At 65.1% G+C, this 13,077-nt stretch carries 14 protein-coding genes; 7 read left to right on the top strand and 7 right to left on the bottom strand.

Annotation, left to right across the window (positions count from 1 at the left end; genetic code table 11):
• Nucleotides 1-164: 164 nt before the first annotated feature.
• Genes GGR38_RS05710 through GGR38_RS05695 form a run of 4 tightly spaced genes read left to right on the top strand, consistent with a single transcriptional unit; the run spans nt 165 to nt 3,686 of the window.
• A complete protein-coding gene (locus tag GGR38_RS05710) occupies nt 165-854 on the top strand; it encodes an isochorismatase family protein (RefSeq protein ID WP_183623544.1) in 690 nt (229 codons plus the stop codon).
• Complete coding sequence (locus GGR38_RS05705) at nt 847-1,743, top strand: polysaccharide deacetylase family protein (RefSeq protein ID WP_183623542.1); 897 nt, start codon at nt 847-849, stop codon at nt 1,741-1,743. Before GGR38_RS05710 ends, GGR38_RS05705 begins: the two co-directional genes overlap by 8 nt.
• Nucleotides 1,740-2,660 (top strand): polysaccharide deacetylase family protein, encoded by a 921-nt coding sequence (locus tag GGR38_RS05700; protein ID WP_183623540.1) that lies wholly within the window; start codon nt 1,740-1,742, stop codon nt 2,658-2,660. Before GGR38_RS05705 ends, GGR38_RS05700 begins: the two co-directional genes overlap by 4 nt.
• Before the next feature lie 6 nt (nt 2,661-2,666).
• Nucleotides 2,667-3,686, top strand: coding sequence for a zinc-dependent alcohol dehydrogenase family protein (locus GGR38_RS05695; protein WP_183623538.1), 1,020 nt, complete (start codon nt 2,667-2,669; stop codon nt 3,684-3,686).
• A gap of 17 nt (nt 3,687-3,703) precedes the next feature.
• Here the strand turns inward: GGR38_RS05695 and GGR38_RS05690 are convergent, their stop codons facing one another.
• From GGR38_RS05690 to GGR38_RS05660, 7 genes are read right to left on the bottom strand one after another with little or no spacing between them, the layout of a single operon-like run.
• Nucleotides 3,704-4,933, bottom strand: coding sequence for an MFS transporter (locus tag GGR38_RS05690; RefSeq protein ID WP_183623536.1), 1,230 nt, complete (start codon nt 4,931-4,933; stop codon nt 3,704-3,706).
• On the bottom strand, nt 4,933-5,655 hold the full coding sequence (locus GGR38_RS05685; protein ID WP_183623535.1) for a DUF3108 domain-containing protein: 723 nt from the start codon (nt 5,653-5,655) through the stop codon (nt 4,933-4,935). Before GGR38_RS05685 ends, GGR38_RS05690 begins: the two co-directional genes overlap by 1 nt.
• 36 nt (nt 5,656-5,691) lie before the next feature.
• Nucleotides 5,692-6,543: an alpha/beta fold hydrolase gene (locus tag GGR38_RS05680; protein WP_343058998.1), complete on the bottom strand. Its 852-nt coding sequence runs from the start codon at nt 6,541-6,543 to the stop codon at nt 5,692-5,694.
• The gene (locus tag GGR38_RS05675; protein WP_183623534.1) at nt 6,540-7,421 is read right to left on the bottom strand and encodes a VOC family protein; all 882 of its coding nucleotides are present in this window, start codon (nt 7,419-7,421) and stop codon (nt 6,540-6,542) included. The genes GGR38_RS05680 and GGR38_RS05675 overlap by 4 nt, the downstream gene beginning before the upstream one ends.
• Nucleotides 7,418-8,779: an MmgE/PrpD family protein gene (locus GGR38_RS05670; protein WP_183623533.1), complete on the bottom strand. Its 1,362-nt coding sequence runs from the start codon at nt 8,777-8,779 to the stop codon at nt 7,418-7,420. The genes GGR38_RS05675 and GGR38_RS05670 overlap by 4 nt, the downstream gene beginning before the upstream one ends.
• A complete protein-coding gene (locus tag GGR38_RS05665) occupies nt 8,779-9,606 on the bottom strand; it encodes an SDR family NAD(P)-dependent oxidoreductase (RefSeq protein WP_183623532.1) in 828 nt (275 codons plus the stop codon). The genes GGR38_RS05670 and GGR38_RS05665 overlap by 1 nt, the downstream gene beginning before the upstream one ends.
• Complete coding sequence (locus tag GGR38_RS05660; RefSeq protein WP_183623531.1) at nt 9,603-9,911, bottom strand: REDY-like protein HapK; 309 nt, start codon at nt 9,909-9,911, stop codon at nt 9,603-9,605. The genes GGR38_RS05665 and GGR38_RS05660 overlap by 4 nt, the downstream gene beginning before the upstream one ends.
• A 192-nt stretch (nt 9,912-10,103) precedes the next feature.
• On the opposite strand from GGR38_RS05660, the gene GGR38_RS24535 reads away from it, so the two are divergent.
• The 3 genes from GGR38_RS24535 to GGR38_RS05645 are packed head-to-tail and all read left to right on the top strand — an operon-like array spanning nt 10,104 to nt 13,059.
• On the top strand, nt 10,104-11,330 hold the full coding sequence (locus GGR38_RS24535) for a class I SAM-dependent methyltransferase (protein ID WP_343058997.1): 1,227 nt from the start codon (nt 10,104-10,106) through the stop codon (nt 11,328-11,330).
• Nucleotides 11,327-11,689: a hypothetical protein gene (locus GGR38_RS05650; RefSeq protein ID WP_183623528.1), complete on the top strand. Its 363-nt coding sequence runs from the start codon at nt 11,327-11,329 to the stop codon at nt 11,687-11,689. Before GGR38_RS24535 ends, GGR38_RS05650 begins: the two co-directional genes overlap by 4 nt.
• Complete coding sequence (locus GGR38_RS05645) at nt 11,689-13,059, top strand: FAD-dependent oxidoreductase (protein ID WP_183623526.1); 1,371 nt, start codon at nt 11,689-11,691, stop codon at nt 13,057-13,059. The genes GGR38_RS05650 and GGR38_RS05645 overlap by 1 nt, the downstream gene beginning before the upstream one ends.
• Nucleotides 13,060-13,077 lie beyond the last annotated feature (18 nt).

The raw sequence follows: 13,077 nt of genomic DNA, 5'->3' as shown, positions 1-13,077 counted from the left end.
CCCTAGGCCGGTTTCGCACCCGGATGTGCGCGGCAGCCTCGCGCACCGGCAAGGCGGCTTGCCCGCTTTTTCCGGTGGGCGGACAAAATCGGGGCCGCAGTGGCCAAAGCGGCGCGCAAAAGGCCAGCCTGCGGCGCGAACCCCATTCCAGCAAGAGGCCCCCCATGGACATAATCGGCACGAAAATGGTGAGCGACGGCAAGACCGCGCGCCAGATCTTCGAGGAGGTGATGGCCAATCCCGCCCGCGCCAAATTCGGCTTTGGGGAAAAGCTGGCGATTGTGAACATCGATTTCCAAAACGCCTATACCCGGATCGACCGGTATAAGACCGCCTATGAAACCGATCCGCGCCAGATCGAGTATGTGAACACAATCTCCGCGCTGGCCCGGCAAAAGGGTATGCCGGTGATCTGGACCCATGTGGCCTATGCCGAGGATGCCAGCGACGCGGGCGTGTGGGGCACGCGGACCAACACGCCCGATTCCCTGCAAAACATCAAATATGACAGCGACCGCCACGCCTTCGACAGCCGCTGCGACATTGCGCCAGGCGATGCGGTCTATACCAAGCGTATGCCCTCGCCCTTTTTCGAAACGCCGCTGCAAAGCCTGCTGGTGTGGCACAAGGTCGATACGGTGGTGATGACCGGTGGCAGCACATCGGGCTGCGTGCGCGCGGGCGCGGTGGATTCGCTCTCGCGCGGCTATCGCACCATCGTTCCCATCGAGACCTGCGCGGACAAGCATGAGTCCTATCACTTCGCCAATCTGACCGACCTGCAATTGAAATATGCCGATGTTGAGCCGGTGCAGAGCGTGATCGACTGGCTGGAGGGCCGCCCCGATGCGTGAAGGCGCCCCAGACCCGGAACTCTATGAATTCCAGCGCTATCGCGCGCGCAAGCCTTTCGCTTGGCCGGGCGGCAAGAAGGTGGCGGTGTGGATCTCGCCCAATCTGGAATATTACGAGATCGACCCGCCCGCCAATCCGCATCGCAAATCATGGGCCAAGCCCCACCCCGATGTGGTCGGCTATGCTCACCGCGACCATGCCAATCGCGTGGGCCACTGGCGCATGGCCGATGTGATGAGCAAACATGGCTTTCCCGGCTCGGTCAGCCTGTCGGTGGCGCTGTGTCAGCACCACCCCGATGTGGTGGCCGACGCCAATGCGCGCGGCTGGGAGTTCTTCAGCCATGGCATTTACAACACCCGCTACTCCTATGGCATGGACGAGACCCAAGAGCGCGCGATCATCGAGGATTCGATCCGCACCGTGCGCGAGGCCACGGGGCAAACGATCCGGGGCTGGCTGGCCCCTGCGCTGACGCATACTCCGCGCACGCTGGATCTGATTGCCGAATATGGCATGGATTACACCTGCGACCTCTATCACGACGATCAGCCCTTTGCCGTGAAGGTCGCAAAAGGCCGCCTGATTTCCATGCCCTACAGCCTAGAGGTCAACGACCACTACGGCTTCTTCATCTATAATATGAGCCCGCGCGAATATGCCCAGACCCTGATCCGGCAATATGAGCGCCTGGCGGCGGAGGAAAGCGGCACGGTGATGTGCATCCCGCTCCATTCCTATCTGATCGGCCAGCCCCATCGCATTGGGCCGTTTGAGGAAGTGTTGCGCCATATCGCGGCGGATGCCGGAGAAGGCGGACGCGCGTGGATCACGCGAGCGGGCGATATCGCCGATGCATGGTATGACGCGCAGGAGGGCGGACAATGAGCCTCGACCCAACCTATCTGGAATATGCCAAGCGCGGACTGGGCTATGACCACGCGCTTTACCCTTACGCGCCCCTGCCCAAGCGCGCGCCTCTGGCATGGCCGTGCGGGCGGCGGGTGGCGGTGTGGTTCACGGTCAGCCTCGAATGGTTTCCGATTACCCCCTCCGACACGCCCTTCCGCGCGCCGGGCCATATGCAGACCGCCTATCCCGACTATCGCCATTACACCTCGCGCGAATATGGCACGCGGGTGGGCTTTTACCGGCTGCTCGATGCCTTTGATAAGGTGGGGGCCAAGGTCAGCGTTGCGGTCAATGCCGCGATTGCCCAGCGCTATCCCCAGATCATCGCGGATATTCTGAGCGCGGGCCACGAGATCATCGCCCACAGCACCGACATGAACGGCACCATCGCCTCAACCCTGCCGGTGGAGCAGGAACGCGCGCTGATAGCCGAGAGCCTTGCCACGCTGGAGCAGGCCACAGGCCGGCGTCCGCGCGGGTGGCATTCCATCGCCCGCTCGCAAAGTTTTGCCACGCTCGATCTGCTGAAGGAGGCGGGCGTCGATTACTGCGTCGATTGGGCGAATGACGAAATGCCCTTTGCCTTCAGCAATGGGCTCGTGAACATCCCGCTCAACCACGAATTGTCCGACCGCCAGATCATCAATGTTCAGCAGCAGTCGGTCGATTCCTATGCGCAGCAGGTGCTCGACGCCCATGATTGGCTGAGCGCCGAGGCACAGGCGCAGGGCGGCGGGCGGATGCTGCCGCTCCATCTCACGCCCTATATCATCGGCCTGCCCTATCGGATGGATGCGTTCGAAGGGCTGCTGGCCGATCTGGCCGCCCGCCCCGACACATGGTTCGCGCGCGGCGGCGACATTTTCGATGCCTTTACGGCAAACCAAGGATAATCCGACATGAAAGCCTATGAAATCGGCCCGCAAACCGGGCTGGACAGCCTGCACGCCGTCACGCGCGAAACGCCCAAACCCGGCTTTGGCGAGGTGCTGCTCAAAACCCGCCTCGTCGCGCTCAACAACCGCGACATTCAGGTGCTTGAAGGCCGCTATGGCGCGAAAAAGGCGGAAAACCGCATCCCCGTCTCCGAAGGCGTGGGCGAGGTGGTAGAACTGGGTGAAGGCGTCTCCGGTCTGGCCTTGGGCGACCGGGCGGTCTTTGCTCATTTCGTCAACTGGATCGACGGGGCTTTCTCGCTCGGCCATTTCGGCGTGGATTACGGCATCACCCATGATGGCTGGCTGGCCGAATATATTCGCGTTCCCGCCGCCGCGCTGGTCAAGGTGCCCGAAAGCCTGTCCGATGAACAGGTCGCCCCGCTCGCCTCATCGGCGCTGACGGCATGGCACGCGGTGGTCGAGGTCGGCCAGATCAAGGCCAGCGACACCGTTCTGGCGCTGGGCACGGGGGGCGTGGCGATCTGGGCGCTGCAAATCGCCAAGGCGCATGGGGCGCGGGTTATCATCACATCGTCCAGCGATGAAAAGCTCGAACTGGCGCGCAAGCTGGGCGCGGATATCACCATCAACTATCGCACAAATCCCGATTGGGAGGCCGAGGTGATGAAGGCCACCGGCGGCGCGGGCGCGGACATTATCGTCGAGACCGGCGGCTATGACACCCATGCCAAATCGATCCTCGCCGCCGCCGCCAATGCGCGCATCAGCTTTATCAGCGTGGCCCCGCGCGAGGGTGCCCCGGCGATCAATGTCGGCCTGGTGATCTACAAGAACCTTGTCCTCAAAGGCATTGCCGAGGGCAGCCGCGCGATGCTGGCCCGCCTAGTGCGCACCATCGAGCAGCAGAATATCCAGCCGGTGATCGACAGCACCTTTGCCTTTGACGAGGCCCCGGCGGCTTATGCTCATCTGAAATCAGGCAGCCATGTCGGCAAGATCCTGATCCGCGTTTCGGAATAAACAGCGCGCAGGCGGGCCTAGTCGCCCGCCTTCTCCTGCGGATAGGGGCCAAGCGCCAAAAGCAACAGCGCCGCCAGCACAAGGCAGCCGATTCCGCCCATCAGCGCGGCGCTATAAGCGCCGGTCATATCGAACACCTTGCCATACGCCACCGGGCCAATCCCGGCGCCAATCGCGATCATCACATAGAAAAAGCCATAGATCGCGCCATAATGCCGCGCCCCGAAATAGCGCGCGACCAGATAGGCCAGCAGGTCGAATTCAAACCCTGAACCCAGCCCCATGCCGATGATCGCCAGCGTGGCCATGCCCGGCGAAAGCCCATGCCCGGCCAACAGCCAATTGCCCGCCATCGGCAGCAGCAGCACCCCAAACGCCGCCCCCGGCGCCCAGACCCGGTCGAGCACCCAGCCTCCGCCCACGCGCCCGGCCACCACCGCCAGCCCGAAGGCCGAGGCCACCGCGCCGATCTGCGGCAGGGAAAAGCCCTGCGTTTTGAGGATATTTTCCAGATTGGGGATCGGCGCGGTCAAGGCAAAGGGCAGCAACAGAAACGCCGTCGCCATCAGCCAGAAGGGCCGCGTGCCCATCACCGCCCATACCGTGGGTTCGAATCCCACCCTGTCCGCCCTGCGCATTTCCTCGCCCGGCGGCGCGCGAAACAGCGCAAAGACCAGAGGCCATGCCACCACCAGCGGCAGTGCCCCGATCACCGCAAAGCCCATCCGCCAGCCATAATGGCCGATCAGCCATGCCGCAAAGGGCTTGATCGCAAATCCGGTGATCCCCGTCCCCGCGCTGACCAGCCCGATGGCAAGGCCGCGATGGCGGAAAAACCACGCATTGGCCAACCGTGTCCATGTGGCGTTGAGCGTGCCCGCACCAACCAACCCCATGACCGCCCATTGCGCATAAAACAGCGGCAAGGAACCATTGGTCAGCGCCAGGCTCATGAAGGAGAGCGCAAACAAAGGCACCGACCACAGCGCCACCGCCCGCGCGCCGAACCGGTCCAGCGCAAAGCCCGACAACGGCCCCGACAGCACCACCACCGTCGTCTGCACCGTCAGGCAGGTCATGAGCTGGGTAAAGGTCCAGCCATAGGCCCGCGCCAGTTCGGGCGCGAACATCCCGATGGTGTAGAAAGGCACCGGGCTGAGCCCCAGCGCGATGCCCACCATCCCGGCCAGAACGACGCTCCAGCCCTTGGCGCTGTCGACCGGGCTGCTGTCCAACGGCGCGCCCATCAGCGTGACAGCTCGACCAGTTCGTACCAGGTCTGCATATAGCCGCCCACGCCGCCCTGAACGAAGATCCCATCCTCATCGGCCGTGACCCAGAGTTCATAGGGCGGATGGGGCTGGCCGCCAGAGACCATCGCGCCATGCGGATCGGTGAATTCAAACTTGTGGCAATCAAAGGTTCCGGCCGGAACGGTGATCGTTTCCTGCCCCAGATAGCCCAGCCGCATCACGCTTTCGGCGATCACCGGGGGCGTGGCCCCGCGATGGTCGGGCGAGGGCAGGAAGCAGCGGAAATTGCGCGGCTCGGTGGTGGCGCGGTCGATCTTGCGAGTGATATAGGCGTCGGCCACGATGGGGTGAGTGCCGAAGCCGTCGAATTCTCCCTCGATCGGCATACGCTGCGACAGGCGGCCGATGCTGGGGCCATAGCTTTCGCATTCGACCATATCGGGGGTGAAACGGAACCAGCCCGAGCCCATGAACTTGTCGCCAATCACCAGACGGACGAAGCAGTCCATCGGCATGTCATTTTCGTCCATGCTGTAGGTGATGTCGCGGTGGACAGTGGGGGCCGGTTCGTCGATCTCGCAGCGCGCGCGCAAGGTCTTCTTGCCGTCTGCGTGATGGGTCCAGGTGAAATATTCGCGCCCGCGCTCCTCGCCCTCACGCCCCGGCTTGCGCGAGGTGTAGAGGATCTTGCCGGTGATGGTGCGATGCTGTTGCATTGGGAAATTCTCCGTGAATGTCAGGCTGGCCCGGAATCAGGCACCGGAATCAGGCGGGACCAGCGCAAGGATCAGATCGCGGCGCGCGACGGCATAATCAGGCGCATCAAACCGGGGCAGCGGGCGCAAGCCCACCCCCGTATCGCGCGCCACATTTTCGGTTGCAGCATAGAGCGGGTCATTGGCCCCGCAGGTGATCACCATCGGACAGGCCACCAGCGGCAGCCTCTCGCGCCCTCGCCAGCGAAAGGCGGCGTGATAGGCGCGGGCATAGGAACCGCGCGCCTTCAACACCTCGCCAACCCAGCCATAGAGATCATCGGGCGGCGGCAGGCCGGTGTCGCGGCGGGCGGCCCCGCTGCGCGCATACCATGGGAAGAACAGAAACTGGTCGCGACAGAATTGAAACAGGCGGGCAAGACCGGCTCCATCCAGATCAGCCGGGAAAGGCGGGGCGTAATGCGTGAGGACTTCCTCCAGCCCATCGCCATGGAAATCGGACAGGCCGTCGGCCACCACGCCTGCCACGCGATCCGGGGCCAGAATGGCCAATTCCGCCGCAATCGCCGCCCCGGTATGCATCCCGTAAACCAGCACCCGCCCCAGCCCCAACGCATCCATCAGATCGCGCAGGGCGGCGGCATAATCGGTGATGGCGGGCGCCTCCTGCGGCAGAGGGTCGCTGTCGCCGCAACCCGCCGTATCGGGCGCGATCACCCGGCCCAGCGGGGCAAGCCCTTCGACCATCCGCACCATTTGCCACGAGGACACAGGCGAGGGATGCAGCACCAGCAAGGCATCCGCCACGCCCGCGAAACACCCCTCGCCCGCATGGCGATAATGCATCTGGCCATGGGGCAGATCGGCAAAGGCGCGGCGGATGATCACGCTTCGATCACCTCCAGCAGCGCGCCTTCAGGCGTCAGCAACATGCCGGTGCGGCGGCCCTGATACAGCAGGCCCTGACGCGGGGCGGGCGGCACAGCCCAATGGGGCGAAAGACGCGCGAAATCGGGATGCTCCATCGTGGTGATGGCAACGCCGGGCGGCAATTGGCCCTCGATGCGCGGACGCGGGCATGCGCCTTGCGGATATTGGTCAAATTCCAGAAAGACGTGATCGCCCCAGCGCCCGGTCGAAATCTCGGTCTTCTGACCCTCGGGCAGGTCGAAACTCTTGGCGATCATCGAATAGCGGATCGCCACCGGATCGATCACCTCCAGCCCCAGTACATCGCGCGCCCAATCCATCGCCGCGCGCAGATCGGGGCAGGCCAGCACCATGATGAAGGGCCGGTCCACCAGCGATTGCGGCGCGGGCAGGCCATGTTCGGCGCCGGGCGCAAGGATCTGGGTCAGATAGACCACTTCCTTGTCCGCGCCCTTCACCTGCATCGGTTTGACGATGGCGAAACCGTCCAAAGGCTTGGGCGGGCCGATGATCTCGAAAGGAGAGGCCATCATCCGCGCATTCACCGCTTCGACATCGGTAACGCAAAGCTCAATCGCCGCCCAGCCATAGGAGCGGATGGGGGCGTAATCCTCCACCACATCGCCCTCGACAAAGCGCAGGAAAGTCTGCGCGCCCGAAGCGGGCTGCATCAGCGCATAGCGCCGCCCCGCACCGGCAGGCGCCATCCACAGCGCGGCCAGCCCGTCATCGACCAGTCCGCGCTCCACCACGGCATAATCCATCCATGCGGCATAGCGCGCCACCGCGTCATCCAGATCGGCCACAACATGCGTGGCGCATTTCAGCAAGGTCATCCCATCACTCCCGCAGCGCAGATCGCGGCCAGCGCGTCGGGCGCGGCCTCCAACCCGACAATGGCATCGGCCAGAGGCGCAGCCTGCGCGCCAAGACCGGCAAAATCGAGGCAGGCCTGCGCCTTGGCCTCTTGTTCAAGGGCCGACAAAGGCCATGCGGGCGAGCCGAGCTGGGCCGAAACATCCTCGATCATCTGCGTGCCATTGCTCAGGATCGCCATGGCGCGGGCGGGCACAAAGGCCGCCGCATCGGGATTGTCATCGGCCACCACGGCAATCCGCCGCGCCATGGCCAGCACCGCCGGATCGTCCAGCGCCGCACGCGTGAAATCGCCCAGCCCGATGCCTCCGCGCACCAGCACGCTGGCCGCCAGATAGGGCAGGCACAGTCGCGCATAGGCCACCTCCATCCCCGGCTTGGCCGGGCGGCCCACAAGGCGATGGATCAGCGACGGAGCGTGATATTCCAGCGCCGTCACATTTTCCGCGAGCAGCCCGCGCGCCATCAGTCGCTGCACCGCCACGATCCCGCCATGGCCCGCGCGGCCGGTGGGGAAAGGCTTCCAGCTTACCTCGGCAATCCGGTGGCCCTGCGCCAGCAGGGCGATGGCCGCGTCCAGTTCCTCGCGCACTTCCATCAGCGGGAAATAGCCGAAAGGCCCGGTGAGCGGATCGCGCACCCCCGGCATCCCGCCCCGCGCCAGATCGACCGCCACCAGCGCATTGCGCGCGGCCGCCGCCACCTGTACCGGCAGCGCGGGCTTGCCCTCCAGATGGGCCTGCATCGTGCCCGAAACCAGCGCGAGGGCATGGCCAAAGGCATCGAGCGCCATCTCGCGCCCCAACCCAAGCATCGCTGCGATCCCGGCCACACAGCCAAAGATCCCCGCCGTTGCGGGACGAAAGAATTTAAGCGGCCCGGGGGCCGCCAGACCCAGCGTGACCGAAACATCGACCCCCGCCACAATCGCGGTCAGGAATTGTTCGCCGCTGACCGGCACGCCCCGCGCCGCCTCGGCCAGCAGCGCCGCCAGCAAAGTGGCCATCGGGTGCAGCACGGCAGGTTCATGGACGCAGTCAAATTCCTGCCCATGGATCTGATAGGCATTCACAAAGGCCGCCGAACCCACCGGCAGGCGCAGGCCGGGCCGCCCCAGCACGCCCGCCACACGCCCCGCGCCCCAGCCCTTCGCCATGGTCAGCACCGCATCGGCGTGGGCCGCGCCCACCCCTGCCACGCCCACCGCCAACGTGTCATGCAGGAAAGCCAGTGCCCTTTCGCGCGCCGCGCCCGGCACATCGGCCCAGCGCAGGCCCAGCGCATGATCGACAAGGATTTCAGCGGGATTTTGGGCCATCAATGCGGCTCCTCGCCGCCCGACACGTTCATGCTTTCGCCGGTGATATAGGCTCCGTCATCGCTGCACAGGAAAGCCACCGCGCCCGCCGTATCGCCCGGCAGACCGGGGCGGCCCAGCGGAATGCGCGCGGCCATGCGCTTGAGATATTCCTCGACGCTGATGCCCTGAAGCTGCGCAAAATGCTCGTTCTGCCATGCGCCGAGCCCGGTCGTCACATGGTTGGGGCAGACGTTGTTGACGGTAATCCCATGCTCGCCCAATTCGATGGCGGCCGAGCGGGTCAGGCCCACCAGCCCGTGTTTCGAGGCGGTATAGGCCTGCGCATGGGGAAAGCCCGATTTGGCGGCCTGGCTGGCGATATTGATGATGCGCCCGCCGCGCCCTTGGCGCACCATGACCTCTGCGGCGGCCTGCAGGCCAAACCACGCGCCGGTCAGATTGACGTCGATCACCGCGCGCCAGTCATCGGGCGAAACTTCGGCCAGCGGCTTCATGATATAACCGATGCCCGCATTGTTGACCCAGATGTCCAGCCCGCCATGCGCGGCCACGGCATGTTCGGCCAGCGCCCGAACGCTGTCGGGATCGCGCACATCGCAGACGCAGGTGCTGGCAGGCGAAGGCAGGTCCGCGGCGATGGCCTTCATCTCATCCGTGCCGCCGATCATGCTGTCGGGTGTGGCGGCATCGCGGCTGGTGCCAATGTCGGAGATGACGAGGGTTGCGCCCTCCTCGCTCAGCCGTCGCGCGATCGCCTCGCCCAGACCGCCCCGGCGGCCCGAGCCGGTGACCACCGCCACCTTGCCCGCGAAACGACCGCTCATGCGACGATCTCATCCGTGGTGATGAAGGTCACGTCCACCATGCCCTGAAACGCGGCGGCCACGGCCTGCATCGCCTCGGTGGCCACATCGCGGCCGAACTGGTCCATGTCTGCAATGTCGAGCACTTCAATATGGCTGTAGGGAGGCTTAGCGTCGCTGCCCAGCAGGCCGGTGGTCTTGAACAGGCGAAACGAGTCAATCGAGGGCAGCCCGTTGGCCGTGGGCAGGTCCACCGTCTTGGCCCATTCGGTGTAGGCGGCCTCGTCCACGCCGGGCTTCAGGTTGAACAGGGCGAAAATCCGCATCTCACTTCTCCGCATCTGGGTGTGGCGGAGAAATTGGGCCGGAATGGCCGCGCGATGCAGGGGCGCGGGGCGGTGTGACCGCCTGTCGGTCAGGTCCGGGGTGGTTTTCGGATGAAGCGGCCCGTCGGGCTAGGTTTGCCCCACGCGACAGGCAATCCCCCATCCCGGCAAACACAATCAAGGACAAGCCCCGTGGCCGAAACCAAGCGCCCGAACAGCCCCGCCGCATCCTATGATGGCCCGCCCGATTATCGGGTGATCGGCCGCCATGGCGTCTTTCCGCAAACCAGCCATGATGAGATCGAACGGATCAATTTTCTGGCGCAGATGAACCGCCATCTGGCCGCGCGCGTCGTGCCCGGCGTCAAGGCCGCCTATGACGCGCGGGTCGCCCCCGGCTTTGCCGCCGCCCATGGCCGCCCCATCGCCACCCGCCACGAGGCGCGCAAGGCGATGCTGGAAGACCCTGCGTTCTGCACATGGTCGGCCCTGCGCCGCATGACGATGGAGCAGCGCCAGCAGGCAGGCCGATGGACCGTGATCCGCCAGCGCGAAGAACTGAACGAACGCGGCAAGGCGCTGATCGAAGGCGATGACCGGCTGGTGCTCAACCCTGCGCTGGCGATCCCGCGCTATGTTTCCGCGGTCGATCACCATTGCATGCCGGGCAGCTATCACCGCGAATATGCACCCGATGATTTCACCAATGGCGCCAATTACGACCATGCCGGTTTCGTCACCACCGGCGGCTTGCTGGGCAAATATTCCGATGGCGGCGGGCATGCCGTGGTGCAGTGGGTGAAGAAAAACCTGCCCGATTTCGCGCCCAAAAAGATCCTCGAATTCGGCGGCACGGTGGGCCATTCCAGCCTGCCGCTGGCGGCGGCCTTTCCCGATGCGGAACTGACGATTGTCGATCTGGGCGCGCCGGTGCTGCGCTATGGTCTGGCGCGGGCGAAATCGCTGGGGATCAACAATGTCCGCTTTGTTCAGGCCAGCGCCGAGGATCTGACCGGCATTTTCGAGGATGGCAGCTTCGACTGGGTGCAGACGACCATGTTCCTGCACGAACTGTCGACCCGCGCGCTGCGCAACATCTTTGCCGAAAGCCACCGCCTGCTGCGGCCCGGCGGCATCGTGCTGCATGTCGAACAACCGCAATATGCCCCCGACATGCCCCTGTTCGAGCAGGCCATGCGCGACTGGGATGCCTTTTATAACAACGAGCCCTTCTGGAGCCGGATGCACGAGATGGATCTGGACGCGGAAATGGAACGCGCCGGGTTCGATCGGGCCAAGATCATCCATGGCGGCGTCTATGGCGTGGTGGACCGCGAGATCTTTCCCGACGCCGCCGAGGACAACACCGAGGATTATGGCCGCAAGGCTGCATGGCATGTGATCGGAGCTGTGGCATGAGCTTTAACGACGCCCTGAACGAAGCCGGAGCCAAGCCCGCCGGCAAGCGCCCCTATTTCCTTGATCCGCAGGTCGAGCGCGTGCTGGCCATCACCATGAGCCTGATGCAGGAGCTGGCCGTGGCGCATCAGCGCGCCGATACGCTGGAACGCCTGCTCAAGGCCAAGGGCGTTCTGGTGGAAGGCGAGATCGACACCTTTGCCCCCGACGCCTCGGCCAGCGCCGAGCGGCAGATGTGGAACCAGGAATATATCGCCCGCATCCTGCGCATCGTCCAGCAGGAGAACGAGGCCGCCACCCTGTCCGATGATGTGGCCAGCGGTGAGATGGCCGACGATATGGTGCGGGACGCAGGCTAATGGAATTTGAATTTTCCATTCCCGTACTGGTGGTTGGAGGGGGCGCCTGCGGTTGCATCGCGGCGCTTTCCGCCCGCGATGCCGGGGCCGAAGTGCTGCTGGTCGAGGCCGATGAGCGGCCCATGGGCACGACCGGCATGTCGATGGGCCTGATCTGCGCGGCGGGCACCCGCGCACAGGCGGCCAAGGGCATCAGCGACAGCGCCGATGCCTATTACGACGACATCATCGCCAAGACGCGCGGAGCCACCGATCCGGTCATCGCCCGCGCGATTGCCGACCATTCCGGGCCGACGCTGGACTGGATGGCCGGGCGGCTGTCGATGCCGTGGGAACTCGATATGGGTTTCCGCCCCTCCTATGGCCTGTCCACCTATCGCATGCATGGCTGGCACGGCCATGACGGACAGGACATGGTCGATCTGCTGCACCAACGCCTTGAGGATGAGGGCGTGATGGTGATGCTGGGCGCGCGGCTGGTGGAAATCCATGCCGATGATGCGGGCCGCGTGTTGGGCGTCAGCCTGCGCCGCCCCGATGGATCGGTGGAGCAGGTGGGCTGCGAGAGCCTGATCCTGGCCAGCGGGGGCTATGCGGCGAACCACGATCTGCTGGCGCAATATATCCCCTCGATGGCCGAGGCCCGCAACAATGGGCATGAGGGCAGCGATGGCACCGCCGTCCTGCTGGGGCGGAAACTGGGGGCCGCGTTGGGCGATATGGGGGCCTATCAGGGCTATGCCATGCTGACCGATCAGCAGGGGATTTCGGTGGTGCCGGGCGTGATTGTCGATGGCGGGATCATCGTCAATGCGGCGGGCGAACGGTTCTGCGACGAGAGCGAGGACATTGCCGGGATGGTCCACCCGGTGATGGCGCAAGGGGGGCCGTGCTGGGTCATCCTTGATGAACGCATCGATGCGGCGCAGGCCTATACGCCCGAAATGAAGACGCTGGCCAGCCTGAACGCGGCCCGACGCGGCGCGGATGCGGCCTGTCTGGCGCAGTCCATCGGCGTGCCTGCCGAGGCCCTGACCGCCGCTCTGGCCGAAGCCGCGCAGGCCAAGGCGCAGGGCCGCCCCGACACCATGGGCCGATGCTGGGACGATGCCGCCCCGCCGCAGGGCGCCTTGGCCGCCTTCAAGGTGGTGGGCGCGATCTATCACACGCAGGGCGGGCTGCAAATCGACGGCGCGGCCCGCGTGCTGCGCGAGGATGGCACGCCATTGCCCAATCTGTTTGCCGGAGGCGGCGCGGCGCGCAGCGTCTCGGGGCCTGCTCATTGGGGCTATCTGCCCGCGATGGGGCTGTGCACGGCGGTCACGCTGGGGCGGCTCGCGGGTCTGTCGGCGGCGGCCCTCGTGGCCTGATCGCTTCATCCGACAGGA

Origin of the sequence: Novosphingobium sediminicola (genome assembly GCF_014196525.1) — a bacterium.
Taxonomy (GTDB): Bacteria; Pseudomonadota; Alphaproteobacteria; order Sphingomonadales; family Sphingomonadaceae; genus Novosphingobium; species Novosphingobium sediminicola.
The sequence above is the reverse complement of the archived record's forward strand: the minus strand, read 5'-3'. Positions and strand labels throughout refer to the sequence as shown.

Excerpts from the sequence above, each read along its gene's own strand:
- GGR38_RS05705 (WP_183623542.1), top strand. The coding sequence starts at position 847 with ATGCGTGAAGGCGCCCCAGACCCGGAACTCTATGAATTCCAGCGCTAT.
- GGR38_RS05645 (WP_183623526.1), top strand. The coding sequence starts at position 11,689 with ATGGAATTTGAATTTTCCATTCCCGTACTGGTGGTTGGAGGGGGCGCC.
- GGR38_RS05675 (WP_183623534.1), bottom strand. The coding sequence starts at position 7,421 with ATGACCTTGCTGAAATGCGCCACGCATGTTGTGGCCGATCTGGATGAC.
- GGR38_RS05695 (WP_183623538.1), top strand. The coding sequence starts at position 2,667 with ATGAAAGCCTATGAAATCGGCCCGCAAACCGGGCTGGACAGCCTGCAC.
- GGR38_RS05665 (WP_183623532.1), bottom strand. The coding sequence starts at position 9,606 with ATGAGCGGTCGTTTCGCGGGCAAGGTGGCGGTGGTCACCGGCTCGGGC.
- GGR38_RS05690 (WP_183623536.1), bottom strand. The coding sequence starts at position 4,933 with ATGGGCGCGCCGTTGGACAGCAGCCCGGTCGACAGCGCCAAGGGCTGG.
- GGR38_RS05660 (WP_183623531.1), bottom strand. The coding sequence starts at position 9,911 with ATGCGGATTTTCGCCCTGTTCAACCTGAAGCCCGGCGTGGACGAGGCC.
- GGR38_RS05670 (WP_183623533.1), bottom strand. The coding sequence starts at position 8,779 with ATGGCCCAAAATCCCGCTGAAATCCTTGTCGATCATGCGCTGGGCCTG.
- GGR38_RS05685 (WP_183623535.1), bottom strand. The coding sequence starts at position 5,655 with ATGCAACAGCATCGCACCATCACCGGCAAGATCCTCTACACCTCGCGC.
- GGR38_RS05700 (WP_183623540.1), top strand. The coding sequence starts at position 1,740 with ATGAGCCTCGACCCAACCTATCTGGAATATGCCAAGCGCGGACTGGGC.
- GGR38_RS05710 (WP_183623544.1), top strand. The coding sequence starts at position 165 with ATGGACATAATCGGCACGAAAATGGTGAGCGACGGCAAGACCGCGCGC.
- GGR38_RS05650 (WP_183623528.1), top strand. The coding sequence starts at position 11,327 with ATGAGCTTTAACGACGCCCTGAACGAAGCCGGAGCCAAGCCCGCCGGC.